The organism is Micromonospora lupini str. Lupac 08 (assembly GCF_000297395.2).
Lineage (GTDB): Bacteria > Actinomycetota > Actinomycetes > Mycobacteriales > Micromonosporaceae > Micromonospora > Micromonospora lupini.
The window spans coordinates 3,301,942-3,324,718 of the sequence record NZ_HF570108.1 but is presented as its reverse complement, the minus strand read 5'-3'; the positions used below and the strand labels follow the sequence as shown (position 1 = coordinate 3,324,718).

25 protein-coding genes are annotated in these 22,777 nt (G+C 72.1%); 10 read left to right on the top strand and 15 right to left on the bottom strand.

Annotated elements, in window-relative coordinates:
- Positions 1-45 precede the first annotated feature (45 nt).
- Positions 46-441 (top strand): STAS domain-containing protein, encoded by a 396-nt coding sequence (locus tag MILUP08_RS16330; RefSeq protein WP_237747088.1) that lies wholly within the window; start codon positions 46-48, stop codon positions 439-441.
- Positions 442-499: 58 nt separating this feature from the next.
- Complete coding sequence (locus tag MILUP08_RS16325; protein WP_007459555.1) at positions 500-841, top strand: STAS domain-containing protein; 342 nt, start codon at positions 500-502, stop codon at positions 839-841.
- A 374-nt stretch (positions 842-1,215) separates the two neighbouring features.
- Here MILUP08_RS16325 and MILUP08_RS16320 read toward each other — a convergent pair whose 3' ends face one another.
- On the bottom strand, positions 1,216-1,530 hold the full coding sequence (locus MILUP08_RS16320; protein WP_039906111.1) for a hypothetical protein: 315 nt from the start codon (positions 1,528-1,530) through the stop codon (positions 1,216-1,218).
- 201 nt (positions 1,531-1,731) lie between these two features.
- On the opposite strand from MILUP08_RS16320, the gene MILUP08_RS16315 reads away from it, so the two are divergent.
- From MILUP08_RS16315 to MILUP08_RS16305, 3 genes are all read left to right on the top strand, one after another.
- A complete protein-coding gene (locus MILUP08_RS16315; RefSeq protein ID WP_007459553.1) occupies positions 1,732-2,706 on the top strand; it encodes a DUF2267 domain-containing protein in 975 nt (324 codons plus the stop codon).
- Positions 2,707-2,928: 222 nt separating this feature from the next.
- Positions 2,929-3,711: a spermidine synthase gene (locus tag MILUP08_RS16310; protein WP_007459551.1), complete on the top strand. Its 783-nt coding sequence runs from the start codon at positions 2,929-2,931 to the stop codon at positions 3,709-3,711.
- A gap of 61 nt (positions 3,712-3,772) precedes the next feature.
- On the top strand, positions 3,773-4,873 hold the full coding sequence (locus MILUP08_RS16305; protein WP_039908162.1) for an AI-2E family transporter: 1,101 nt from the start codon (positions 3,773-3,775) through the stop codon (positions 4,871-4,873).
- Between the two features lie 23 nt (positions 4,874-4,896).
- Here MILUP08_RS16305 and MILUP08_RS16300 read toward each other — a convergent pair whose 3' ends face one another.
- Positions 4,897-6,198 carry an NAD(P)/FAD-dependent oxidoreductase gene (locus MILUP08_RS16300; protein ID WP_007459547.1) on the bottom strand — a complete coding sequence of 434 codons (1,302 nt, stop codon included), beginning with the start codon at positions 6,196-6,198 and terminating at the stop codon, positions 4,897-4,899.
- 46 nt (positions 6,199-6,244) lie between these two features.
- A complete protein-coding gene (locus tag MILUP08_RS16295; RefSeq protein ID WP_007459545.1) occupies positions 6,245-8,398 on the bottom strand; it encodes an amylo-alpha-1,6-glucosidase in 2,154 nt (717 codons plus the stop codon).
- Positions 8,399-8,516: 118 nt separating this feature from the next.
- Here MILUP08_RS16295 and MILUP08_RS16290 point away from each other — a divergent pair, with 118 nt between their 5' ends.
- Positions 8,517-9,968 carry a M20/M25/M40 family metallo-hydrolase gene (locus MILUP08_RS16290; protein ID WP_007459543.1) on the top strand — a complete coding sequence of 484 codons (1,452 nt, stop codon included), beginning with the start codon at positions 8,517-8,519 and terminating at the stop codon, positions 9,966-9,968.
- Between the two features lie 61 nt (positions 9,969-10,029).
- Here MILUP08_RS16290 and MILUP08_RS16285 read toward each other — a convergent pair whose 3' ends face one another.
- Both MILUP08_RS16285 and MILUP08_RS16280 read right to left on the bottom strand, forming a co-directional pair.
- Entirely contained in the window at positions 10,030-10,563 is a 534-nt protein-coding gene (locus tag MILUP08_RS16285; RefSeq protein ID WP_039908159.1) for a GNAT family N-acetyltransferase, read from the bottom strand.
- 49 nt (positions 10,564-10,612) lie between these two features.
- On the bottom strand, positions 10,613-11,596 hold the full coding sequence (locus MILUP08_RS16280) for a LacI family DNA-binding transcriptional regulator (protein ID WP_007459539.1): 984 nt from the start codon (positions 11,594-11,596) through the stop codon (positions 10,613-10,615).
- Positions 11,597-11,719: 123 nt separating this feature from the next.
- Between MILUP08_RS16280 and MILUP08_RS16275 the strand changes: the two genes are divergently transcribed.
- Both MILUP08_RS16275 and MILUP08_RS16270 read left to right on the top strand, forming a co-directional pair.
- A complete protein-coding gene (locus MILUP08_RS16275) occupies positions 11,720-12,280 on the top strand; it encodes a CGNR zinc finger domain-containing protein (RefSeq protein WP_007459536.1) in 561 nt (186 codons plus the stop codon).
- Between the two features lie 10 nt (positions 12,281-12,290).
- Entirely contained in the window at positions 12,291-13,022 is a 732-nt protein-coding gene (locus MILUP08_RS16270; protein ID WP_039906107.1) for a VOC family protein, read from the top strand.
- A 24-nt stretch (positions 13,023-13,046) separates the two neighbouring features.
- Here MILUP08_RS16270 and MILUP08_RS16265 read toward each other — a convergent pair whose 3' ends face one another.
- Positions 13,047-13,907, bottom strand: a complete 861-nt coding sequence (locus tag MILUP08_RS16265) for a class I SAM-dependent methyltransferase (protein WP_007459532.1) — start codon at positions 13,905-13,907, stop codon at positions 13,047-13,049.
- A 118-nt stretch (positions 13,908-14,025) separates the two neighbouring features.
- Complete coding sequence (locus tag MILUP08_RS16260) at positions 14,026-14,742, bottom strand: VOC family protein (protein WP_007459529.1); 717 nt, start codon at positions 14,740-14,742, stop codon at positions 14,026-14,028.
- Positions 14,743-15,085: 343 nt separating this feature from the next.
- On the opposite strand from MILUP08_RS16260, the gene MILUP08_RS36725 reads away from it, so the two are divergent.
- Together MILUP08_RS36725 and MILUP08_RS36720 are read left to right on the top strand one after the other, a co-directional pair.
- Positions 15,086-15,535 (top strand): LLM class flavin-dependent oxidoreductase, encoded by a 450-nt coding sequence (locus MILUP08_RS36725; protein WP_007459527.1) that lies wholly within the window; start codon positions 15,086-15,088, stop codon positions 15,533-15,535.
- The gene (locus tag MILUP08_RS36720) at positions 15,529-15,921 is read left to right on the top strand and encodes an LLM class flavin-dependent oxidoreductase (RefSeq protein WP_007459525.1); all 393 of its coding nucleotides are present in this window, start codon (positions 15,529-15,531) and stop codon (positions 15,919-15,921) included. The genes MILUP08_RS36725 and MILUP08_RS36720 overlap by 7 nt, the downstream gene beginning before the upstream one ends.
- 130 nt (positions 15,922-16,051) lie before the next feature.
- Here the strand turns inward: MILUP08_RS36720 and MILUP08_RS16250 are convergent, their stop codons facing one another.
- The 8 genes from MILUP08_RS16250 to MILUP08_RS16215 all read right to left on the bottom strand — a co-directional run bounded on the left by MILUP08_RS16250 (position 16,052) and on the right by MILUP08_RS16215 (position 22,745).
- Positions 16,052-16,696 (bottom strand): response regulator, encoded by a 645-nt coding sequence (locus MILUP08_RS16250; protein WP_007459523.1) that lies wholly within the window; start codon positions 16,694-16,696, stop codon positions 16,052-16,054.
- Positions 16,684-18,039 carry a sensor histidine kinase gene (locus tag MILUP08_RS16245; protein ID WP_007459521.1) on the bottom strand — a complete coding sequence of 452 codons (1,356 nt, stop codon included), beginning with the start codon at positions 18,037-18,039 and terminating at the stop codon, positions 16,684-16,686. The genes MILUP08_RS16250 and MILUP08_RS16245 overlap by 13 nt, the downstream gene beginning before the upstream one ends.
- Before the next feature lie 292 nt (positions 18,040-18,331).
- The gene (locus MILUP08_RS16240; RefSeq protein WP_007459520.1) at positions 18,332-19,279 is read right to left on the bottom strand and encodes an alpha/beta fold hydrolase; all 948 of its coding nucleotides are present in this window, start codon (positions 19,277-19,279) and stop codon (positions 18,332-18,334) included.
- 180 nt (positions 19,280-19,459) lie between these two features.
- Positions 19,460-19,879, bottom strand: a complete 420-nt coding sequence (locus MILUP08_RS16235; protein ID WP_007459519.1) for a hypothetical protein — start codon at positions 19,877-19,879, stop codon at positions 19,460-19,462.
- Positions 19,880-19,920: 41 nt separating this feature from the next.
- Positions 19,921-20,214 (bottom strand): DUF6510 family protein, encoded by a 294-nt coding sequence (locus tag MILUP08_RS16230; RefSeq protein WP_007459518.1) that lies wholly within the window; start codon positions 20,212-20,214, stop codon positions 19,921-19,923.
- 60 nt (positions 20,215-20,274) lie between these two features.
- Complete coding sequence (locus MILUP08_RS16225; RefSeq protein ID WP_007459517.1) at positions 20,275-21,039, bottom strand: ferredoxin reductase; 765 nt, start codon at positions 21,037-21,039, stop codon at positions 20,275-20,277.
- Between the two features lie 7 nt (positions 21,040-21,046).
- Entirely contained in the window at positions 21,047-21,646 is a 600-nt protein-coding gene (locus tag MILUP08_RS16220) for a sulfite oxidase-like oxidoreductase (RefSeq protein WP_007459516.1), read from the bottom strand.
- Between the two features lie 76 nt (positions 21,647-21,722).
- Positions 21,723-22,745, bottom strand: a complete 1,023-nt coding sequence (locus MILUP08_RS16215) for a TerC/Alx family metal homeostasis membrane protein (protein WP_007459515.1) — start codon at positions 22,743-22,745, stop codon at positions 21,723-21,725.
- Between the last annotated feature and the right edge of the window lie 32 nt (positions 22,746-22,777).

Sequence of the window (22,777 nt, the reverse complement as noted above, 5' to 3'; positions counted from 1 at the left end):
TCCCCTCGCACCGGCCAGAACGGCGGGGTGCGGAAAGGCGTGATCGTGGCATCTGTTGGGCGGGCTCCGGAGGCGACGCCGCTGAGCGTGTCCGTCGACCGGTCCGATCCCGACAGGCCCCTGATCCGTGTGGGCGGCGAGTTGGCGTACGCCACGGCGGCGCCCCTGCGCGCCGAGGTCGATCGGGTCCTGGCCGACGCGCCGCGCGCCCTCGTGCTGGACTTCGCCGACCTGACCTTCATCGACAGCACCGGGCTCGCCGTGATCGTGCACGCGTGGCGGGAGGGCCAGTCGGTCGGCACGACCCTGCGGCTGCGGGCGGTTCCCCGCTTCCTGGCGACGATCCTGGACATCACCGGGGTGGCGGCGCTGCTCGGCCGGCCGCTGCCGGCCACCCGCGCGGTCGGCCCCGGCTCGCCGCAGTCCTCCGCCACCGCGTGACCCGGCTGCTCCCGGCCCCAGGGTTTGCGTTCCGCCGCTGGACTGGGAACATGGTGGAATGTCCCACCAGCTGTTGACCATCGAGGTGACCCGGCTCGACGCCGCTCACGTCCGGCTGCGGCTGACCGGCGAGCTGGACTACGACACCGCGCCCGACCTGGTCGCCGCCGCTGCTGAGCTGCACGGCGAGCAGCACGTGACTATCGACCTGGCCGGGGTCGGCCTCTGCGACTCGTCCGGGCTCAGTGCCCTGCTCATGGTGCACCGGGGCGCCGGCGCGATCCGGCTGACCGGGGTCAGCGCCCGACTCCGGCAGATGCTGGACCGCACCGGGCTCACCGAGCTGCTGGCCGTGGACAACACAGTCGCCGACGACGGCGATCTGCGCGCCATCGGCTGACCCACCGCGTCGCCGCGCAGTGCGCCTGCCGGGGCAGTTACTGGCGCGCTGCCGCCCCGCCGCGCTGCCGCCCCGCCGCGCTGCCGCCCCGCCGCGCTGCCGTCCCCTCGCGCTGCCGCCCCTCCGCGCTGCCGCGCTGCCGTCCCGCCGCGCCCCTACTTCGCCGCCTTTGCTCTGCTTCACTCCACGCAACGCCGGCACCGATCGGCCGTTGCGTGGGTTGAAGCAGAGCAAAGGACGCGGGTGGGGCATGGCTGCCGTCTTGCGCCGCCGCGGGCCGTTGGGCGATCGGGCAGGTCTGGGGTGCCGGTCGACCGAGGCGCGTCGGGGTGGCCCCCGACCCTGGGACCTGGGGTCGGGGGCCGGAGGAATGTCTAGGGCGCGGTCATCGGCTGGAGCCGGGGCGCGCCGTCGCGCAGCTCGACGGTCGTCGGGGGTTCGATGTCGTCGGGTTTCCCCGAGTCGGGCGTCTGGTACAGGTAGCGGACAAACTCCCCACCGGCCTCGTTGTCGTCCGCACCCGGCCACTGGCCGATGCAGTCCATTCCGACCACTTCCCGGCCGGTTCCGTCGGCCTCCTCCAGCAGGGCCCACAGGCTTACCGGATAGCACCGGGTGGCGTCGGGCGCGAGCTGCCAGCGGGCGTACCAGCCGGGTCGAGCGGGAACGATCTCGACGATCCGTTTCATGACGACCTTCCTTCCGCGTACCTCGGAAGAACTGCGGTCCTGCCCCGATCCTGCGGGCCGCACGGGTGAGCACCCCTCACCCGTGCCGGATGAAGCCTGGTCCGCGCTCGGCGCTACCCGGCCGGCAGCGTCCGTTTCGGCTCCCGGGACGGCGGGAAGGCGACGGGAGCAGGATCGATCCCCAGCGAAAGGGGCGTCACCATGCGCAAGCAGATGGAGGGCGACAACCAGCGGCGCCGGGCGCTGGCCCGGCAGGCCCGCGAACAGGGCAGCCAGCCCAGTCAGTTCGGCGCCAGCCTGAGCGCCTCCAAGCAGCTCACCAGCCTGGACCAGGGCAAGCGGGCCGGTCCGCCACCGGCCGGACGGCACAAGTCGGACACCACGCGAGGTGGTCCGGCGCCGCCGTCGCGGGGCACCGCGGACAATCCGCGACCGCAGCCTCCTCCCGGCGGTGCGGCCGGGGTGAACAGCGTGGGCTACCACGACCTGGTCGACGACGTCCGACGCCGCTCCGGCGTCGACTTCCGGACGGCCAAGGTGGGCGCCGAGGCGACCGTGCTGGTGCTGGCCTTCGCACTGGACGTTGCGGAGCGGCAACGGCTGCTCGCCGCCGTGCCGAACTCGCTGCACGACGTCGTGCCCGTCGACGGCATCGAGCGGCACCGGGACCTGCCCGGCTTCCTCGCCGAGGTGGGCCGGATCAGCGGGCGTACGCCGGAACAGGCCCGCTACCAGGTGGAGGCGACACTCGCCGCGCTTGCCGAACAGGACGGCGATCTGGTCGAGTCCCTGCACGTCCCCGACGGCCTGCGGGAGCTGCTCAACCCGCCGGCGGCCGGCGGCGGCATCGTGGGCGCCTCCACCACCACGCCCACCCTGGACGAGGCCCAGCTCCGGGCGGCGCTGGACGACCTGCCGTACTGGGCCGGTGACAGCGCCGGGCTGTACCGCGTGATCGCGCTGCCGCCGGACAACCTGGACCGGGTGCTCGCCCGGCTGGACCGGCTGCGCCAGGACACCGGACGCGCCCCGAGCATCGGGCGACCGGGCGGCACGGCCGCCGTGCTGACCGTCCGCACCAACCAGGCGGACGGGGTGACCGCACTCGACGTGGACCTCGCCCACGCGATCGACGACGCCATCGACGAGGTGGGCGCCGGGATGGCCAGCGGCTGACCGGCCGCAACGGCACACGCGGGCCGACGGACGCGGGGTACGCCCCCGCGTCCGTCGGCCCGTCGGCCCGTGCACCTCGGCCCGCGCCCGTCGCCTCGACGGCCCGCACACGTCGGCCCGCGCCCGTCGGACAAGCGGCGTCGGACCGGCGGGCGCGCACGTCGGGGGGTCGGGCGCGGGCCCGTCGGCATTACCCGGCACCGGCTCGGTTAGCGTGCCGTCATGAACCGTGCCGCCGACCGGTTGGAGCTGGTCGCCGATCCGGTCCGCCGAACCGGACGGACGCTGCTCTCCGCCGGCGTCGAGCAGTCGTACGTGGATGTCGAGGATCCGCGGCACCTGCACTTCGAGTACGTCCGCCGGATCGCGTCGGCGGTGGAGCTGGCGGCCCCGGCGGGCGTACCGCTGAGCGTGCTGCACCTCGGCGGCGGCGCGTTGACGCTGCCGCGCTGGCTCGCCGCGACGCGGCCGGGCTCCGCGCAGCGGGTCGTCGAGCGGGACCGTGCGGTGGTCGAGCTGGTAGCCCGGGAACTGCCGCCGCTGCCGCCCGAGGTGCGCGTCGAGGTCACCGACGCCCGGGACGCGGTGAAGGCCGCCCCGGACGGCGCGTACGACCTGGTGATCGCCGACATCTACCGGGCGGCCCGGATGCCCCCGCACGTCCGCACCGTGGAGTTCGCGGCCGAGGTGGCCCGCGCCCTGCGCCCCGGTGGACTGTTTCTGGTGAACGTGACGGACCTGCCGCCGCTGGTGGGCACCCGCGTGCAGGTGGCGACGTTGCGGGCCGTCTTCGGGGACGTCTGCGTGTTCGGGGACCGCCGGATGCTGCGCGGGCGGCGCTACGGCAACCTGGTGCTCGCCGCGACGCACCGTCCCGGCGGGCTGCCGGTCGGCCGGCTCGCGGCGGCAGCCCTGCGCGATCCGGTCCCCGGCGGGCTGCTGCACGCCGCCGCGCTCGACACGTTCGTCGCCGGCGCCCACCCGCTCAGCGACGCCGACGCCTAGGACGGGGCGACTCGTCCGCATTGCCGGGTTTCCGGTGATGTGGGCGGGGAAGGCGCGGTGGGTGAGCAACGCCGACGATCGGGCCACCGCCCGCCGGGCCCTGATCGTGATCGGTCTGGTGCTGGCGACCGCGCTCGCGCTGGCCTTCGTGTACGCGACCCGCCGGGTGCTGGTCTGGGCGGTGGTGGCCGCCTTCTTCGCGGTCGCGCTCAAGCCGTCCGTGGACTGGCTGCAACGTCGGTTCGTCCGGAGGCGGGCCGTAGCCACGCTGCTCGTGTTCCTCGCCGCGTTCGTGGTGGTGGCGGTCCTCGCCACGGTCATCCTGGTGCCGCTGCTGGACGAGCTGGGCCGGTTCGCCGAGCGGGGGCCGGAACTGCTGCGCGACGCGCGCGCCGGACGGGGCCCGGTGGGCCAGCTCGTGGAACGCACCGGAGCACGGCGCTACGTGGGCGAGCACTCCGACCAGTTGCGCGACTTCGGCAGCCGGCTGCGACAACCCGCCGTCGGTGTGCTGCGCGGCGTGGTGGAGACGGTCGCGGGGCTGGTCACCGTCGTCGTGCTGGCGTACCTCATGGTGTTGGAATCGCCGCGGATCACCCGCGGCGTGCTCGCGGCGGCCGGGGACGGTCGGGGCGAGCGTCTGCGCCGGGTCGGCCGGGAGGTGTCGCGGACGGTGACCGGCTATCTCACCGGCAACCTGCTGATCAGCGTGATCTGCGGGGCGTTGACGTTCGTGGTGCTGGCCCTGACCGGGGTGCCGTTCGCGGGCGTGATCGCGCTGCTGGTGGCGGTGGCCGACCTGATACCGCTTGTCGGCGCGACGATCGGCGCGGTGATCGCCGCCGGGGCCGGATTCCTGCACTCCCCCACCGCCGGGGTCGTCGTGCTCGTCTTCTTCGTGGTCTACCAGCAGGTCGAGAACCATCTGCTCCAGCCGCTGATCCTGGCGCGCGCGGTTCGGCTCAACCCGCTGACAGTGCTGCTGAGCGTGCTGCTCGCGGCGGAGCTGGCCGGGCTGCTCGGCGCGCTGCTGGCCATCCCCGCCGCCGGCATCGTCCAGACCCTGCTGCGGGAGTACGGGCCACGACGGCTGAACCCGCCGCCACCGGCCGACCCGGGCGAACCACGTCCGCCGGCCGGTCCCGCCCCTTCGCTGGGCTGACCGACCGGGCCGACGGGTTCCGCTCAGCGGCCGTGCACCGCGACCTCCGGTGAGGTGCTCTCCAGCGGAACCGCGTTCGCCGGGACCAGCCCCAACTGCACGGCCGAGCGGGTCAGCGCGGCGTCGAGCACCCAGTCGGCCCCCACGCGGGTGCGGTTGCCCGGCATCGCCATCAGGTGGTACGCCCGGGTGACCGCCTTGGCCGGCAGCCCGGCCAGGTTGACGTGCAACGGGTTCGCGGCGGCGTCCTTGCCCCCCAGGTCGACCACCCACCCCAGATCGTGGTGCTTGTACGGCTTGCGCTGGCCGAAGCCGTACGACGCGGCGATGTTGTGCGCCACCCGCTTGCCCTGCCGCTGCGCGTGCTGGGCCGTCATGCCGCAGATCTGGCCCGGGTTGACCAGGTCGGGCACGGCGGCGGCGTCGCCGCAGGCGAAGACCTCCGGGTAGCCGGGGACGTTGAGGAACTCGTCGGTGACCAGCCGGCCCCGGTCGGTGCGCAGGCCCAGCTCGTTGACGAACGGGTCGGGCCGCACCCCCACGCACCAGACCAGCGTGCAGGTCGGCACGTACTCGCCGTCGGTGAGCTTGACCCCGTCGCAGGTCGCCTCGGCCACCGACGTGCCCATCCGCACGTCCACGCCACGCCGGTTGAGCACCTTGTGCGAGGTCTCGGACATCCGCTTGTCCAGCTCGGGCAGCACCCGGGGTGCGACGTCGAGCAGCATCCAGCGGGGCCGGACGGTGAGCCGGGGTCGCTGCGCGTGCAGCGCGTCGGTGAACAACTGCCCGTGCGCGGCCACCTCGGTGCCGGTGTAGCCCGCCCCCACGACCACGAAGGTCGAGCGCGCCTTCTGCTCCGCCGGGTCCTCGGCCTGCTCGGCCAGCTCGATCTGGCGGACGATGTGGTCGTGCAGGTAGACGGCCTCGGGCAGGCCGCGGAAGCCGTGCGCGTACTCGGTGACACCCGGGATGGGCAGCAGCTTGTTGACGCTGCCCACGGCGAGCACCAGCCGGTCGTACGCCAGGCGGTTCTTCTCCCCCTCGGCCTGGGTGAAGCCGACCCAGCGGTTCTGCAGGTCGACGTGGTCCGCCTCGCCGATCACCACCCGGACGCCCTTGAGGGTGCCGGTCAGCGGCACGGCGATCCGCTTGGGCTCGACCACCCCGGCCGCGACCTCGGGCAGCAGCGGCAGGTACAGGAAGTAGTCGGTGGAGTTCAGCACCACGATCTCGGCCCGGTCCCGGGCGATCCGGCTCAACGTCTTCGCCGCGTGGTAACCGGCGAACCCGGCCCCCACGATCACCACACGAGGTTTCGTCATTGCGGGCCGTTTCCCGTCGCAGCCCGGGACAAACGTCGGCGTACGGTCAGCTCGCCTGGAGCCGGACGTTACCGCTGGTGCCCAGCGCCTCCACCCTCCACTCCTGCCCGAAGGCGCGCACCCGGTCGGCGGTGATCCGGCCCAGCTCCGCTGGGATGTCCGGGTCGATCACGAGGCGTCCGCCGACCGGGTTGAGCCCCAGCAGCGCGCGGACCAGCGCCAGCGGAGTGCCCGCGGCCCACGCCTGCGGGCTGCACGCCGTCGGGTAGGGCACGGCGAACAACAGCCGTTCGCGGTCGTACCCGCTGAGCGCCTCGGGCAGCCGGTGGTCGAACTGCTCGGCCGCGTCGAACATGGCGAGGCTGATCCGGTTGGCCTCCGCCCGGTAGCCGTAGCGGGCCAGGCCCAGCACGGCGATGGAGTTGTCGTGCGGCCAGACCGTGCCGAGGTGATAGCCGAGGGCGTTGTAGAGCCGCTCCTCGCGCGACAGCGTCCGGATGCCCCAGCCGGAGAACATGTCGGGGGACATGAGCTGCCGGACCACCGCCTCGGCCCGCTCGGGCGGCACGATCCCGCTCCACAGCAGGTGACCCATGCTGGACGTCTTCGCGTCGACCAGGTTCTTGTCACCGTCGAGAGCGACCGCGTAGTAGCCACCCCGTTCGTCGATCCAGAAGTCCTGGTTGAACCGCTCGTACAGGGTGCCGGCCTCGTCGCGTAGGCGCCGGGCCAGGGACGGGTTGGCCAACGGTCCGTCGAACAGCTCGGCCAGCCGCAGCTTCGCGTCGTAGGTGTAGCCCTGAATGTCGGCGGTGGCAAGCGGCAGCACCGGGATGCGCCCGTCGGCGAAGCAGATCCCGTCCGGCGAGTCCCGCCAACACTGGTTGCCCAGGCCCTCCGGGGAGCGGGTGGCGTACTCGACGTAGCCGTCGCCGTCGCGGTCGCCGTACTCGTCGATCCAACGCAGCGCGGCCATCGCGTTGTCGGCCAGGTGCCGGACGGTCTCGTCGTCGCCGGTCCAGCGCCAGTACTCCGACAGCAGGATCAGCCAGAGCTGGGTGGCGTCGGCGGTGCCGTAGTACGGTCCGTACGGCTTCTGGCCGGTACGGGTCAGCTCGCCGCTGCGGACCTCGTGCAGGATCTTGCCGGGCTCCTCGTCGGTGAAGTCGTCGCACGTCTCGCCCTGGAGGCGGGCCAGCGCGAGCAGCGCTCCCTTGGCCAGCAACGGCCCGGCCACCAGGGTCTGGTACGCGCTGATCAGCGTGTCCCGCCCGAAGACGCTGAGGAACCAGGGCAGCCCCGCGCCGGGCAACAGGATCTTCTGGCCCTTGACCTCCAGGTCGAGCCGCAGCGCCGCCAGGTCGTCGCGGGACTGCCGCACGGTGCGTTCCAGCGCCTGGTTGTCGCTGCGCAGCAGGGCCCGGTCCTCGACCCACCGGCGCAGCGGGTCGTCGACCCGGCCGTGGACGACGTCGGCGATGTCGCCACGCACCGGCTCGACCACTCCCATGCCGGGTGGCAGCGGAACGTGCAGGTCCACCTTCCACTGCTCGCGCGGGCGCAGGTCCAGATCCCAGACCAGCTCGTCACCCTCGATCCGGTCCGCCGGCGGGACGCAGCACACCCGGGTCTGGGCGGAGAAGTCCCCGTTGCGGTAGGAGAAGCACAGCTCGGAGCCGTCGGCGGCGTGGTCCCGGGTGATCTCCGCCGAGCGGTCCCGGACCACCGACTTGACCTCGAACAGGTCGGCGAAATCCGCGCCGACGGCGAGGCGCACCTCCAACCGGACCGGCTCCGGCTGGAACGAAAGCAGCTCGACCCGCTCGTGGAAGCCGTCGCCGACGTAGCGCAGCCGCCGCAGGCCCAGGCTGTTCGGCGGCAACGCGGGCAGCGCGGAGTTGGTGAGCACGTACTGCGCGGAGTAGTGCTCGATCGTCTGGGCCCGCAACACCAGCAGCGCGCCACCGTTGACGGTCAGGGTCCAGTCGCTGACCAGCCGGGTGTCCAGGTGCACGAGGCCGCCGATGCTGCCCGGCGGGACGTCGCCGCTCGAATTCGAGTACATGAAGGTGGGGCCGCTGAGGACGGCGAGGGAGTCGGGGCCCAGCTCGGGCGGCATGGCCCGCTGGTCGCCGCTCTGCCCGGCCTCGCTCATCAGGCCGGGAGTGGGGTCTGCGGGGGTCGCGCGCACGGCAGCCATGACACCCACCGTAGGAAGATCGTCACTAAGTGTCATCACCCGGTCCGGGTGAAAACTCCGCACTCATCGACGCCGCACGATATGGACAGACACCACCATCGATGGGCAGGATGCCGGAATGGGATCAGACGACACCGGCGCGGGGCCCACGAGGTCCACCCGCCGCACCTTCCTGTCCGCCTCGGCCGCCGCCACCGCGGCGACCGCCGCCACCGTCGCGGCGCCCGCCCTCACCGCGCCCGCCGCCGCCACCGACGCCGTTCCGGCCGGCCCCGGCCGCCCGATCCACGCCCAGCGGCCCGAGCGCGAGTTGCGTGAGCTGCTACGCCAGGTCGACCCACGCCGGATCGAGGCGATCGTGCGCCGCCTCGCCGCGTTCGGCACCCGGCACACCCTCTCCAGCCAGGACGACCCCCAGCGGGGCATCGGCGCCGCCCGGGACTGGACCCACGCGCAATTGCAGGCGTACGCGGCCACCTCCGGCGGCCGGATGACAGTCGAACTCCAGTCGTACGTCCAGCAGCCGGCGTCGCGGATCCCCACCGCCACCCGGATCACCAACGTGGTGGCCACCCTGCGCGGCCAGAGCGCGCCGAACCGCACCTACGTGGTGACCGGCCACTACGACTCCCGGGTCACCGACGTGATGGACGCGGTCAGCGACGCGCCCGGCGCCGACGACGACGCGTCCGGCGTGGCAGTGGTGCTGGAGCTGGCCCGGCTGATGGCCACCCGGCCGACCGCCGCCACCGTGGTCTTCGCCGCGGTCGCCGCGGAGGAGCAGGGCCTGTACGGCTCGGCGTACCTGGCCGCGCAGTTCAAGGCGGCCGGCGCGGACGTGCAGGGCATGTTCAGCGACGACATCGTGGGCAGCAGCACCGCCGACGACGGCACCCGCGACCCGTACGCGGTGCGACTCTTCGCCGAGGGGGTGCCGACCGCCGAGACCCCGGCGGAGGCCACCACCCGGCAGTCCGTCGGCGGCGAGAACGACTCACCGTCGCGGCAGCTCGCCCGGTTCGTCCGGGACGTCGCGGAGAACGACGCGACGGGCATGCGGGTGCGGGTGATCTACCGGCGGGACCGCTACCTGCGCGGCAGCGACCACATCTCGTTCCTGCGCGAGGGCTGGCCGGCGGCGCGGTTCACCGAGCCGAACGAGGACTTCGCCCACCAGCACCAGGACGTCCGCGTGCAGGACGGCCAGCAGTTCGGTGACCTGCCCGAGTTCTGCGACTTCCCGTACATCGCCCGGGTGGCCCGGGTCAACGGCGCGGCGCTGTGGTCGCTGGCCCAGGCGCCCGGCACGCCCAAGGGCGCCGTCATCGTGACCACCGACCTGACCAACAACACGACGCTGCGCTGGCAGCGCGGCGACGAGCCGGGCCTGGCCGGCTACGAGGTGGTGTGGCGGGAGACCACTGCCGCCGAATGGCAGCGGGTGATCGCGGTGGGTGACGTCACCGAGGTCAGCATCGACCTGTCCAAGGACAACGTCTTCTTCGGCATCCGCGCCGTGGACCGGGAAGGCCGCAGAAGCCCGGTGGCCTTCCCCCGCCCCGGCGCCTGACCCGTCTTGATCAAGAGGTTTGCGTCGCGACACGCCGACGGCGGTGACGCAAACCTCTTGATCACGCGGGAGGTGGGGTGGGGGCGGTTATCGCCCAGCGTTCGTGGTCGCGCCACGCGCCGTCGATGAACAGGTAGTCCGGGGAGAAGCCCTCCAGGCGGAAGCCGAGCTTACGGGCCACCCGCCGCGACGGTTCGTTTCCCGGCTGGATGTTCGCCTCCAGGCGGTGCAGCCCGGCCGTCGTGAACGCGTGGTCGATCACCAGCGCGATGCCCGCCGAGGCGTGCCCGGTGCCGCTGTACGGCTCGAACGCCGCGTACCCCAGGTAACCGCCGCGCAGCGCGCCCAGCACGATGCCGCTGATGTTCACGTAGCCGGCGATGGCGCCGCTGGCCCGGTCGCAGATCAGGTAGCCGGCGCTGTCCCGGCGGCGGATGCGACGCAGGTAGTTGTCGTACTCCTGCGGGCTCGTCGGCGCGGCCAGCCACGGATGGTGCAGGTCCCGGCTGCGCCGCGCGGCCGCCACGAACTCGTCGACGTCGGTGGGCCGGGGTCGCCGGATCGCGGCGGGACCACCGCTGCGCAGGTATCTCACGGCCGACCACTCTGACCGACCGGCCCGGCCGTTGTCCAACCGGCCTCCGTCACACCCCCGTGCTCTCCCGGGGTAGCACAGTGTGCGGCGCGACGACCTCGGCGGTCGCGGCGTCGGGCTGGCCGATCCGTGCCGTGAGACGGGCCACGGCCTCCCGGGCGAGAAAGCCGGTGTCCACGGCGACGGTGCTGAGCGTGGGCCGGGAGTAACGCCCCTCCTCGACGTCGCCGACACCGATCACGGCGACGTCGGCGGGGACGCGCAGCCCGGCGTCGAAGGCGGCCCGCATCGCGCCGATCGCGAGGCGGTCGGAGAAGCAGAAGATCGCGTCCGGGCGGTCCGGGCCCGCGAACAGGTCGCGGGCCGCGTGATAGCCGTCCGACCGGCGGTGGTGCCGGGCGGGCAGCAGGTGACCGGGCACGGGCGTCAACCCGGCGCCGCGCAGCGCCCGGTGGTAACCGGCCGTGCCCGGCTGCGACGTCCCGACATACCCCGGGGGGTACGCGCCGATCGCGGCGATCCGCCGACGGCCGGTGCGCAGCAGATGGCTGGTCGCGTCCTCGGCCGCGCCGGCGAGGTCGACGCGGATCTGGTCGCACCGCGGGTCGCGGGCAGCGCCCCCGACCAGCACGACGGGTCGACCCGCGGCGGCGAGCGTCTCGGCCAGGTAGCCCGGCGCACCGACCAGCACGCCGTCCACGGGCATCGACCGGCCCTCGTCCGGGTCGGGCGAGGCGCGCTCGTGTTCGATGACGACCCGGTAGCCCCGACGCGCGGCGGCATGCACGACCTCGCGGGCGAGGTCGTCGGCGTACGGCAGGTCGGCGTCGGGCAGGACCAGGGCGAGGACGCCGGTGCGGCCGGTGCGCAGGGTCCGGGCGAACGCGTTCGGCCGGTAGCGCAGGTGGGCGACGGCGGCCTCGACCCGACGCCGGACGTCGGCGCTCACGTGGGGATAGTCGTTGACCACGTTGGAGACGGTCTTCACCGACACCCCGGCGAGCCGGGCCACGTCCTTGAGCGTGGAAGCCACAGCCGCCCTCCCCCGGTCAGTTCTCACACCGGCAAAACCGCTTTGCCGGTGTGGTTCCGACCCTCGCAGGCGTTTTCACACCTGTCAAGGCGCTACGGTGGTGTGACGCGAAAGGGGTGAGCGGTGGACGACGACAGCGCGGTGCCGGCCGCCGCCCGGCTGCTGCGGGACTTCGTGAACACCGTCGAGCCGCAGATCGACGACGAAACGCTTACCAGCCCGGAGCGGCTGCGCGACTGGTTCGTCGAGCGGCGGCTGCTGCCGGCCCGCGTACGCCTCGGGCCGGCCGACCTCGACGCGGCCGTGACGATCCGGGAGGGCCTGCGTGCCGTGCTGCTCGGGCACGCCGGCCACCACGGCGACCCCGCCGCGCTCGATGGCCTCAACCGGGTCCTGGCGGCGACGCCCGTCGCGCCGCGCTTCACCGCCGACGGCCACCGCCTGGTCGCCGTCGGCGGCGCGCCGCTCGATGAGGCGGTGGCCGGGCTCATCGACGCCATCCGGCAGTGCGACGTGGACGGCTCGTGGCGGCGACTCAAGGTCTGCGCCCGCGACACGTGCCGCTGGGCGTACTACGACGCGTCGCGCAACCAGGCCCGCCGCTGGTGCTCGATGGCCGGCTGCGGAAACTACATCAAGATGAGGCGGGCGTACGCCGTTCGCACCGGCCGCGCCCCTGTTTAGGATCGTGGGCATGGCAACGCGGCTTGTGCAGATCAACATGAAGGCTCGCGACGACGCCGCCCTGGGCGGTTTCTGGGCGAAGGCGCTCGGCTGGGGCATCTCCAGCGAGGGACCGGGTGTCACCAACCTCGAACCCGAGGGCTTCGTCTACCCCGATCCCGTCGCCGTCTGCATCGACCTCGTCGTCTCCGCGGAACCCAAGACGGTGAAGAACCGCGTGCACGTCGACCTGGCGACCACCTCGGCGGAACACCAGGCGGAGGTGGTGGCGCGGCTGAAGGGTCTCGGCGCGACCCTCGCGGACGTGGGCCAGGGCGACGTGCCGTGGACGGTGATGGCCGACCCGGAGGGCAACGAGTTCTGCGTGCTGGACTCGCTCTACGAGGAAACGGGACCGATCGCGTCGGTGGTGGTCGACTGCGCGGATCCGCGTCTCATGGCCCGCTTCTGGGGCGAGGCCACGGACTGGACCGTGCACAAGGTGACCGACCACAGCGCGGTGCTGCGCTCGGCTCAGGGCGTCGGCCCGTACCTGCAGTTTCTCCGCACGCCCGACGTGAAGACGGTGTGGAACCGCGTCCATCTCGACGTCCGCCCCTACCCGGGCGACGACCTGGAGGGCGAGGCGGCCCGACTGCGGTCTCTCGGCGCCACCGACGCGGACCTGGGCGGGGGCAGCGTCCCGTGGACCGTCCTGGCCGACCCGGAGGGCAACGAGTTCTGCCTCCTCACGCCGGCCTGACCCACACCCCGGCCCTCGTCGTGCTCAGTGCGCGGCGCGAACCGCCGAGACGAGCCCGCCCACGCCCTCGTCCTGCTGCGGCGGGGTGAGCACCGGACGCCCGTAGGCAGCGGCGCGCTCGCGCAGGGTGAAGGTTTCCGCCTCCCAGCCGAGGCCGGCCAGCCAGCCGACCGGGTCCTCTGGCATCTCCGAGAGCCACATCGACGCCGCCGATCCCGAGGCGGCGCCCTCGCGAAAGCGGTCGACCACACCGCGCGAACCCAGGGTGAGGCCCATCCTGCTGCCCCGGGCGGACAGCGCGCCGACCCGTTCGAGCAGCGACTCCACCGCCTCCTCGGGTAGATAGATCAACAGCCCCTCGGCGATCCACACCGTCGGCTGCGCCGGATCGTGCCCGGCCGCGGCCAGGGCGCCGGGCCAGTCCTCGCGGAGGTCGACGGGGACGGTGATCCGCTCGCAGCGCGCAACGGCACGCTCCTGACGCAGCACCGCGGCCTTGAAGCCGAGCGGTTCGGCCGTGTCGACCTCGAACAATCGGGTGCCCGCGGGCCAGTCCATCCGGAAGGCCCTGCTGTCCATCCCGGCGCCGAGCAGCACGACCTGCCGGATGCCGGACGCGACCGCCCGATCCAGCAGGTCGTCCAGAAACTTCGTCCGGATGACGATCGAGAAGGCCACACCGAGCCAGCGGCGTCGCGCCGCCTCGTCCGCGTGCGAGGGCGGCGGCGTCGCGGGGCCTCTCCCGCCGGCCGTGGCGAAGGCCAGCGCCAGCGGATCCCGGAACAGCGGCTGCTCGCGTGCCGTCTCCATCGCCCGCACCCGGGCCACGCCGACGGCTGTGGACCACACCCCGGACGGCTCGATCGGCCCCGCCGCATCAGTCACGCGTCCAGCCTAGCCAGGCTCTCTGGCACCCCACATCGTGCACGTTCGCGCGCCCCGAACCCGGCGCTCAGCGCAGCACGGGCTCGTCGGGTGGCAGCGACGACGGCGGCGGTGAGGCCTAGCGGCGCGTCAGCAGGCGGAACTCGGTGCCGTCGGGGTCGGCCAGCACCACCGCGCCCTCCCCGTCGGCGGCGATCAGTGTGGCGCCGAGGGAGACCAGACGGTCGACCTCGGCCTGCTGGTCGTCGCCGTCGTCCACGGCGAGGTCGAACGTCACCCGGTCCCTACTCCCCTTGGGCATCAACGGCGGCCCGCCCCAGGCGAGCTTCGGGCCACCCAGGGGTGACTGGATGGCGGTCTCCTCGTCCTGGTCCCAGACCAGCGGCCACCCGAGCGCCTCGCTCCAGAAGTAGCCGACGGCCTGCGTTCCGTCGCAGGCCACATCACCGAGGAAACCGCAGCCGGCGAGGAACGTGTTGCCCGGCCCGAGGACGCAGAACTCGTTGCCCTCGGGGTCGGCGAGCACGACGTGGCTCTCCTCCGGGAGTTGACCGACATCGGTGTGCCGCGCGCCCAGCTCCAGCGCCCTGGCCACCGTCTGCCGCTGGTGTTCCGGCGAGTCGCTTGTCAGTTCGAGGTGCGCCCGGTTCTGCAGAAGCTTCGGCTCCGGGATCTGCGGAAACCGCAGCCGGAAGCCGCTCTTGTCGTCGGGCAGCACGAGGGCACCGTCGCGGGGGTCGTCGACCAGCTCCCGACCCAGGATCTCGGACCAGAACCGCGCGACACGCAGGGGTTCGTTCGCGCCGAAACACACCGCGAAGAGGTGACTGGCCATCGCTGCGCTCATCTCCGATCCGTGGACGGGGCAGCCCGGACGGGCCGGAGATCGGAGCCTACGGATCCCCCCGTGCCACCCGCACCCGAGTTTTCGCCACGGCGGCGGTTGATCGACTCGACATCCTCGAAGTCGGGGTGTCCCGGGCGCTCGGACACCCCGATTTCGGTGAAACGGAGTCGATCATCGCGCGCCGCGATGCCCCGGCGGATGCCGCGTACAGTTGGCGCGGAACTTCGTATCCCTGGTTCGAGAAACACGTCGCAGATGAACTCGGGACCTCGCCGTGGGCGAGGAGGAGGTGGCGGCTTCAGTTCACGCTGCCTACCGTACGGAGATCGACATGGACATCGGCCTCGGCCTGCCCATCAGCGCACCGGCCCGCCTGCTCGACTGGGCCACCGCCGCCGAAGCACGCGGCTTCGACAGCCTCGCCCTGCTGGACCGCCTCACGTTCGACAATCCCGAACCGTTGACCGCCCTGGCGGTCCTCGCCGGCGCCACGACGCGCATCCGCCTCCAGACGGAGGTCCTGCTGGGCCCGCTGCGCGAGACCGCCCTGCTGGCCAAGCAGGTCGCCACCCTCGACCGGATGTCCGCCGGCCGGTTCGTCCTCGGCATCGGCGTCGGTGGTCGCGACGACGACCACGTTGCCGCCGGCACCCCGATCGGGCAGCGGGGTCGGCTGCTCGACGCGCAACTCACCGCCCTGCGCGAGATCTGGCGGGCCAGCCGTACCGCGGGACGACGATCGGACCCCGCCCCACCACGCCCGGAGGGCCACCGATGCTGATCGGAGGGTTCGCCGCGCCGGCACTGCGACGCGTCGGGCGCTACGCCGACGGGTTCGTCTGCGCGGCACCCCTGACCTGGGCCGGCCCCCTGGTCCGTACCGTGCAGGAGGGGTGGGAGGCGGCGGGCCGTCCCGGCCGGCCGCGCCTGGTGTGCCAGGTCAACGTCGCGGTCGGCTCGGCCGCCACGATCGACGAGGCGCGTGTCGCCATCGCCGCCTACTACGCGTTCACCGGCCGGCCGGGGTGGGGTGAGCCGTTGAGCGACCCGGCCCAGATCGCCGACACCGTGGCCGCGTACCGGGAGTTCGGCGCGGACGAACTGGTGTTGTACTGCTACGGCGCCGACCCCGGGCAGGTCGACGTGCTCGCGGAGATCGTGCGCTGAGTCCGGGACACCGGATCGGGGCCGCCGGGAAGAGGCAGCACGTGCTGCCTCGACGCGGCGGCCACGCGCCGCCCGTGGCGTTCCTCATCCGTGATCAGGTCGCACACATCGTGGGGCAGAGGCCAAGGACTCAGCCTTCCAGGTAGGCGAGGACCGCCAGGATGCGGCGGTTGTCGTCCTCGGAGGGCTTGAGACCGAGCTTGGTGAAGATGCTGTTGCTGTGTTTGCTGACGGTTTTCTCGGTGACGAACATCCGGGCGGCGATCGCAGCGTTCGAGCGGCCCTCGGCCATCAGGGTGAGGACCTCATGCTCGCGTGGGCTCAGCTCCAGGAGCTTGGGGTCGGTGGAGCGGTGGGTGAGTAGCGCACTCACCACGTCGGGGTCCATAACGGTGCTGCCGGTAGCGACCTGCCGGACACTGGCGACGAATTGGTCGACGTCCGTAACCCGGTCCTTCAACAGGTAGCCCACCGCGCCCGCGCGATCTGACATCAGCTCCCTGGCGTAGATCTGCTCGACATACTGCGACAGCACCATGATGGGCAGCCCTGGAATCTGGCGGCGGGCCTCGATCGCGGAACGCAGCCCCTCGTCGGTGAAGGTCGGCGGCAACCGCACGTCGACGATGGCGACGTCGGGGCGGTGCGTCGTCAGCGACCGGATCAGCGCGGGGCCGTTGTCAACGGCTTCCACGACCTCGAATGAATTGGCCCGCAGGATCCTGATCAGGCCCTCGCGGAGCAGGGCGAGGTCCTCGGCTATCACGATACGCACGGCAGCGACATCCTCACCTCGGTAGGCCCGCCCGGCGGGCTGTCAACGGTCAGCGTGCCGTCGAAGGGCGCCAGGCGACGGACGATGCCACGCAGGCCCGTGCCGGCATCGATCGAAGCACCCCCACGGCCGTCGTCGGACACCAGCATTGTCAGTTCCCCGGCAGCGCCGCCCCGGTGGGGTGCGAACTCCACGGTGATCCGGATCTGCTGGGCCTGGGCGTGCTTGATGGCGTTCGACAAGGCCTCGGCGACGGCGAAGTAGGCCGCGGACTCGATCGGGGCTGGCAGCCGTCCGGGTAGGCGGGTCACCACCGTGATCGGGATCGGATTGACCAGGGCCAAGGCCTTGAGTGCGCCGTCCAGGCCACGGTCGGCCAATACCGGCGGATGGATGCCTCGTACCAAATCGCGCAGCTCGGTGAGGGCGCTGGAGGTCGACTCGCGGGCCTCGGCCAGCAACTGCTGGACGGCCTGCGGATCGTTGGGCAGCAACTGTTCGGCCAAGCCCAGGCTCATACCCAGCGACACCAGCCGGGCCTGCGCGCCGTCGTGCAGGTCGCGTTCGATTCGGCGCAGTTCACCGGCCTGGGTGTCGACGGTCTCAGCTCGCGAGGTCGCCAACTGTTGGACGCGGGCCCGCAGGCGCGCCTGTTCGGTGGGACCGAGCAGAGCGCGGATCACCCGAGCGTTGAGGTTCGCGAGGCGCACCGCAGTGACGTACCAGAGCAGAAGGAAAACCAGACCGAGCGGTACGAGCCCGAACGACTGCGCGACGCTGTGCAGCCGGAAGCCCTCCCCCATCGGAGTGCGGAATACCTGAGACGGCGTCAGCTGATAGATGAGTGGATAGGACAGGTATGCGACTCCGAAGACGAAGAACAGCAGCGACAGTCCGCAGCTCAACCAAATGGTGATCGAGTTGACCACCAACCAGATCCAGTCCCGCCACGTCGCCGGGTCGCGCAGGATCGTCCAGAGCCGCACGGGCCACCCGGCGTCCGGCGTCGGCTGATAGGGCCGGGCGGGCACCGGTTCGCCGAGCCGGTCGGCGGCCCACCGGCGATGCAGGTCGGCAAACCAGCGCACCAGTACGGTCGCGAGCAGGGTCAGTGGGATTCCGGCACCAAGCGCGACGATCGATATCGAGGTGATCCAGAGTGTGGCGAGCACGGCACCTAGGACCGCGCCCGGCAGCAGCACCAGCGACCAGCCCAGCAGGCTCATCCGCTGGGCCAGCGCGGAGCGCGGAATCGGACCGCTGCGAGCGACGCGACCCGGCCCGGAGCCCTCCCGCGAGGACGAGGAGCCGCCGGACCGGGCGGTTCCGCTGTTATCGGTCATCTCACTCCACCATTGCGCATCGTGCCGAACCGCAGGGCTGGTGATTCATGTTGGCCGGCGATCCGCACTTCCCCACGGTCGGTGTCCCCCCACGTCGCGTGGGATCCAGCGACCATGGTGTCCGTCCGTGGTCCACGGAGGCTCGCATCGCGATCGGCGGCTCGATCGATCGACACCCGCACACACGCTACCCATCGCGTAAGCAGTTCCGGCCCGCTCCCCGAATCTCGACCACCACCTCGCCGTCATCGGGATCCGGACCGGGTGGCTTGTCGCGCTCGCCTACGGCGCTTTACTTGACGGTGGCGGTCATCTGTTCGATGTCCTTGAGCACCAGGGCGGGCTTGTCCTGGGGAACGTCGTGCGAGCTTCCCTCGGCGACGACGAGTGTGCGGTCGGGCCCCGCCTTGGTGAACGCCGCTGCCGCGTCGCGCCAGGCCTGAGCGTCCTGCGGAGATCCATCGAAGGGCGTCTTGTCCGACACGACATAGATGACGGGAACGCCGTCGGGCCAGGAGACCTTGTGGTACGCCTGGTGCGTGGGCCCGAAGTTGTCGGCCGTGGCGATGAGCTGGCGGTTCGCCTTCGTCGACGGCGCCTTCTTGAGCTCCTCGATCTGCGGCGCGGTCAGCGCGACGAGGCGTTGGATCTGGGTGTCGGTGAAGAATTGCGGCACGTTGGCATCGATGAGCACCGCGCCGGAGACAACGCCGGGGTTCGCGAGGACGAAGTAGTGGGCCACCTCTCCTGCCTGCGAGTGGCCCGCGAGGACGACGTTCTGGGTGACGCCGAGTTCACGCAGACCGGCCTGCAGGTCGGAGGCGGCGGCCTTGGGGTCCCATGGGCCCTTAACCTCCTCGCTGGCGCCCAGGCCGGCCCGATCGTAGGTGATGATCTGCGATCCGGTGGCCTTTGACAGCTGCGGCACCAGGGCATCCCAGTACGAGGAGTCCTCGCCACCGCCGGCGTCCAGCACGATGGTGGGAGAACTTCCCGGCGTGACGTGGAAGGCAAGCTGATGCCCGTTGTTGGCGATCATATGCAAGCCCGCGGCCGGGGCCGCGCTTGCCGGGCCGGCCGCGCTTGCCGAGGTCGAGGGAGCCGCGGCTACCGAACTGGCCGTGGGCGCGGCCTTCGGCGCCGCCGAGTCATCACACCCGGCGACTGCCGCTGTCACGGCGACGGGAAGGACGAGGGCCAGGGCGGCCCGATGGAACCGGGAGATCCTCTGCGTGGTCATGGAAACGAGCTTCCACGGTTTCCAGATCTTGCTCGATCCTGCCAGCCCCCAGTCGGGTTGGGAGTTACCCCTACCCTCGCCAGGGGCACATCAGAACCCGTGCGGCAGGTGCCCGGTCCGGGTCGGGCGCACCAGCGCCCGCCGGTGGGCCGGTCAGCAGGTGGCTGCTGGTGGAACCTCTCATCGTCCCGGAGTGACCCGGCGGGCGTACCACCGGGCCAGCGACGGGGTGAGCGCGACCAGGGCGACGGCGAGGGCGGTGATCACGGCCTGCCCGATCCGGCCCGGGGTGACGCCACCGGCGGGGTCGAGCACGTAGTTGGCGTACCCGTTCGCGGCGGCGTCCGTCACCAGCACGGCGCAGCCCAGGGCGAGCCCCGCCGGGCGGCGAGCCGCCAGCAGCAGCGCCGCCAACGGATCCCACAGGGTCAGGGACGCGAAGTAGACCGCAAGCCACCCGGGCAGGGCGACCTGCGGTCGCAGCCCGGGGACGAACAACTGGAGGACGTGCACGACGGCGCCGTAGGCGAGGACCAGCACGGCCGCCGACACGACCAGCCGGACCCGCACTGGTACGCCCCGCCACCGACCGGTGCTCATCCGGCCAGTCTGTCGCAGCGGTGCGAGCGCCAAGCGACCGGTCAGAGCGGCTCGGGAAGCGTCTGCTCCATCGGCATCGGCACCTGGAGGTAGGTGACGCCGCGCATGTCCAGCCAGGCCCGGTCCGGCGCGCGGACCAGCCGCACCATCACCGACTCGCAGGACGGACAGCGCGCGACCAGACCCGGGGCGTGCGAGTAGACGTGCAGGCTGGCCATCGAGCCGGTCATCCCGCAGTTCTCGCAGCGGCCCATCGCGGTGCTCAGGTCGACGGTGAACAGCTCGCGCATCGGGCCGTCGAGCATGTTGCCGTCCAGGTACGACATCTCGGTCATCGGGTCTCCTCGACGTTGCGTCGGCGGGCGGGGCAGTCGGCGGGCGGGCCGCCAGGGCTCTCAGCCGGTGGGGCCGAAGCGTTCGGTCCTGATCCGCCGCGACGAGTGGCCCAGGCCCACCAGCAGATCGGCCACGGCCTCCACGAACCCGGTCGGGCCGCACACGTAGGTGAGCGGTTCCAGGTCCGGCGGCCAGCCATGGGTGTTCACATCCGCCAGCCCGACCCGGTGCGGCTCGCCGCGCCAGCCGTCGGGCGCCTCTCGGGTGTACACGTACGCCACATCGAGGCCGAAGTCGTCGCGGCCCCGGCGGCGCAGCTCGTCGGCGTAGATCACGTCCTGCGCGGTGCGCACCGAGTAGATCAGCCGGAACGGCACCTTGCTGCCGACCGCCCGCCGCGCCCGGATCATCGCCATCAGCGGCACGATGCCGGAGCCACCCGCGACCAGCTGCACCGGCGCGGTGTCCTCCGACCGCCAGATGAACCAGCCACCGAGCGGTCCGCGGACCTCCACCGGGTCGCCGGCGCCGAAGACATCGATGAGGTACGGCGACACCTCGCCGTCGGGCACCCGCTGGACCGTCACCTCGATGCGCGGGCCGTCGGGGCCGTCCACTGCCGGACCGGCGACCGAGTACGACCGGGCGGCCTGGTAGCCGTCCGGCGCGGTCAACCGCACGTCCACGTGCTGTCCGGGCAGGTGTCCCGGCCAGTCCGGCACCTCCAGCACGAGCGTCTGCGCGGTCGGCGTCTCCACCCGGCGCTCGACCAGCCGCGCCACCTGCCACTTGATCGGCGCGCGGGCCGGGGTGCCCGTCGCCACGGCCCGCTCAGTCACCCTGGTACCGCTGTTCGCGCCACGGGTCGCCGTAGTCGTGGTAGCCGGCCGTCTCCCAGAATCCCGGCTCGTCCATCGTCTTGAGCCGGATGCCGCGCACCCACTTGGCGGACTTCCAGAAGTACAGGTGCGGCACCAGCAGCCGCGCCGGCCCGCCGTGCTCGGCCGGCAGCGGCGCCCCGTCGAACGTGTGCGCCACCCAGGCCCGGCCGCCGCGCAGGTCGTCAAGCGGCAGGTTGGTGGTGTACCCGCCGTACGAGTGGGCGAGCGCGAAGTGCGCGCCGGTGTCCACGCCGTCGAGCAGCGTGTCCAGGGAGACGCCCTGCCAGGTGGTGCCGAGCTTCGACCAGTGGGTGACGCAGTGGATGTCGACCATCGGGGTCTCCTGCGGGAGCGCCATCAGCTCCTGCCACGACCACCGGTACTCGGTGCCGTTCTCGGCGGAGATGACGAACTCCCAGGTGTCCAGGGAGACCCGGGGTGTCGGGCCGGCCGAGAGCACCGGAAAGTCCTCGGTCAGGTACTGACCGGGTGGCAGGGCCGGCTCCTGTGAGCGGGGCCGACCCGAGAAGCCCGGTGACACGATTCCCATGGCACAGTCGTACCACCCGGGCCGGCCAGGGCGGGAGCTTTCCCGCGTACCCCCTCGTCGGCCCGGCGCGGCGCGGTCAGTGCCGTTCGGTCACGACCTCTCGCTGCTCGGGTGTGTCGCCCCGGGTGGCGCGCAGGCTGGTCAGGGTCACCACTGCCAGCACGCCGATGATCACGCCGAGCGAGGCCAGGGTGGGGATCTGCGGCACGCTCGGCCAGATGCCGTGCGCCCAGTGCAGGCCCAGCTTGAGACCGATGAACGCCAGGATGATCGCCAGGCCGTAGCTGAGGTGCACCAGCCGGCTCAGCGCCGCGTGCAGGACGAAGTAGAGCGCCCGCAGGCCGAGCAGGGCGAACGCGTTGGTGGCGAAGACCAGGTACGGGTCCTCGGTGATGCCGTAGACGGCCGGCACCGAGTCGACGGCGAAGACCACGTCGGTGGCCAGCACCGCGACCACCACCAGGGCGAACGGGGTGAGTGCCCGCTTCGCGCCCTGCCGCACGGTCATCCGCGCGCCGTGGTACTCGTCGACCACCGGCATGATTTTGCGCAGCAGCTTCACCGAGCGCATCGTGTTGATGTCGACTTCCTGCTGGTGCCCGGCGAGGGCGTCGCGCAGCAGCTTCACCGCGGTGGCGATGAGGATGATCGCGAAGAGCAGGAACGCGAAGTCGAGGGTCTGCAGCGCCGCCGCGCCGAGGGCGATGAAGACCGCCCGCAGCACCAGCGCGCCGGCGATGCCGTAGAGCAGCACCCGCTGGGCGAGCACGGCCGGCACCGCGAACGCGGCCAGCAGCAGCATGAAGACGAAGAGGTTGTCGACCGAGAGGGACTTCTCCACCAGGTAACCGGTCAGGTACTGCACGCCCTGCTCGGAGCCGTAGCGGGACCAGACCCAACCGCCGAACGCGAGCGGCAGCGCGACGTAGAACGCCGACCAGCCGATCGCCTCCCGCATGGACACCTCGTGCGGCTTGCGCGTCACCAGGAAGTCCAGCACCAGCAGGAGCACCACGCCGGCGATGGTCAGCGCCCAGAGCGTGGGCGTACCCACCGACGACAGGTCACTCGCCGCGGCCAGGTATGACAATTCGGTCATGGGGTCTCCTCGAACACCGTGTCATGTTCGAG

Coding starts and splice junctions, on each gene's coding strand:
- MILUP08_RS16325 (WP_007459555.1), top strand. CDS start 500: ATGTCCCACCAGCTGTTGACCATCGAGGTGACCCGGCTCGACGCCGCT.
- MILUP08_RS16320 (WP_039906111.1), bottom strand. CDS start 1,530: ATGAAACGGATCGTCGAGATCGTTCCCGCTCGACCCGGCTGGTACGCC.
- MILUP08_RS16315 (WP_007459553.1), top strand. CDS start 1,732: ATGCGCAAGCAGATGGAGGGCGACAACCAGCGGCGCCGGGCGCTGGCC.
- MILUP08_RS16310 (WP_007459551.1), top strand. CDS start 2,929: ATGAACCGTGCCGCCGACCGGTTGGAGCTGGTCGCCGATCCGGTCCGC.
- MILUP08_RS16300 (WP_007459547.1), bottom strand. CDS start 6,198: ATGACGAAACCTCGTGTGGTGATCGTGGGGGCCGGGTTCGCCGGTTAC.
- MILUP08_RS16295 (WP_007459545.1), bottom strand. CDS start 8,398: ATGGCTGCCGTGCGCGCGACCCCCGCAGACCCCACTCCCGGCCTGATG.
- MILUP08_RS16290 (WP_007459543.1), top strand. CDS start 8,517: ATGGGATCAGACGACACCGGCGCGGGGCCCACGAGGTCCACCCGCCGC.
- MILUP08_RS16270 (WP_039906107.1), top strand. CDS start 12,291: ATGGCAACGCGGCTTGTGCAGATCAACATGAAGGCTCGCGACGACGCC.
- MILUP08_RS16260 (WP_007459529.1), bottom strand. CDS start 14,742: ATGGCCAGTCACCTCTTCGCGGTGTGTTTCGGCGCGAACGAACCCCTG.
- MILUP08_RS36725 (WP_007459527.1), top strand. CDS start 15,086: ATGGACATCGGCCTCGGCCTGCCCATCAGCGCACCGGCCCGCCTGCTC.
- MILUP08_RS36720 (WP_007459525.1), top strand. CDS start 15,529: ATGCTGATCGGAGGGTTCGCCGCGCCGGCACTGCGACGCGTCGGGCGC.
- MILUP08_RS16245 (WP_007459521.1), bottom strand. CDS start 18,039: ATGACCGATAACAGCGGAACCGCCCGGTCCGGCGGCTCCTCGTCCTCG.
- MILUP08_RS16240 (WP_007459520.1), bottom strand. CDS start 19,279: ATGACCACGCAGAGGATCTCCCGGTTCCATCGGGCCGCCCTGGCCCTC.
- MILUP08_RS16235 (WP_007459519.1), bottom strand. CDS start 19,879: ATGAGCACCGGTCGGTGGCGGGGCGTACCAGTGCGGGTCCGGCTGGTC.
- MILUP08_RS16230 (WP_007459518.1), bottom strand. CDS start 20,214: ATGACCGAGATGTCGTACCTGGACGGCAACATGCTCGACGGCCCGATG.
- MILUP08_RS16220 (WP_007459516.1), bottom strand. CDS start 21,646: ATGGGAATCGTGTCACCGGGCTTCTCGGGTCGGCCCCGCTCACAGGAG.
- MILUP08_RS16215 (WP_007459515.1), bottom strand. CDS start 22,745: ATGACCGAATTGTCATACCTGGCCGCGGCGAGTGACCTGTCGTCGGTG.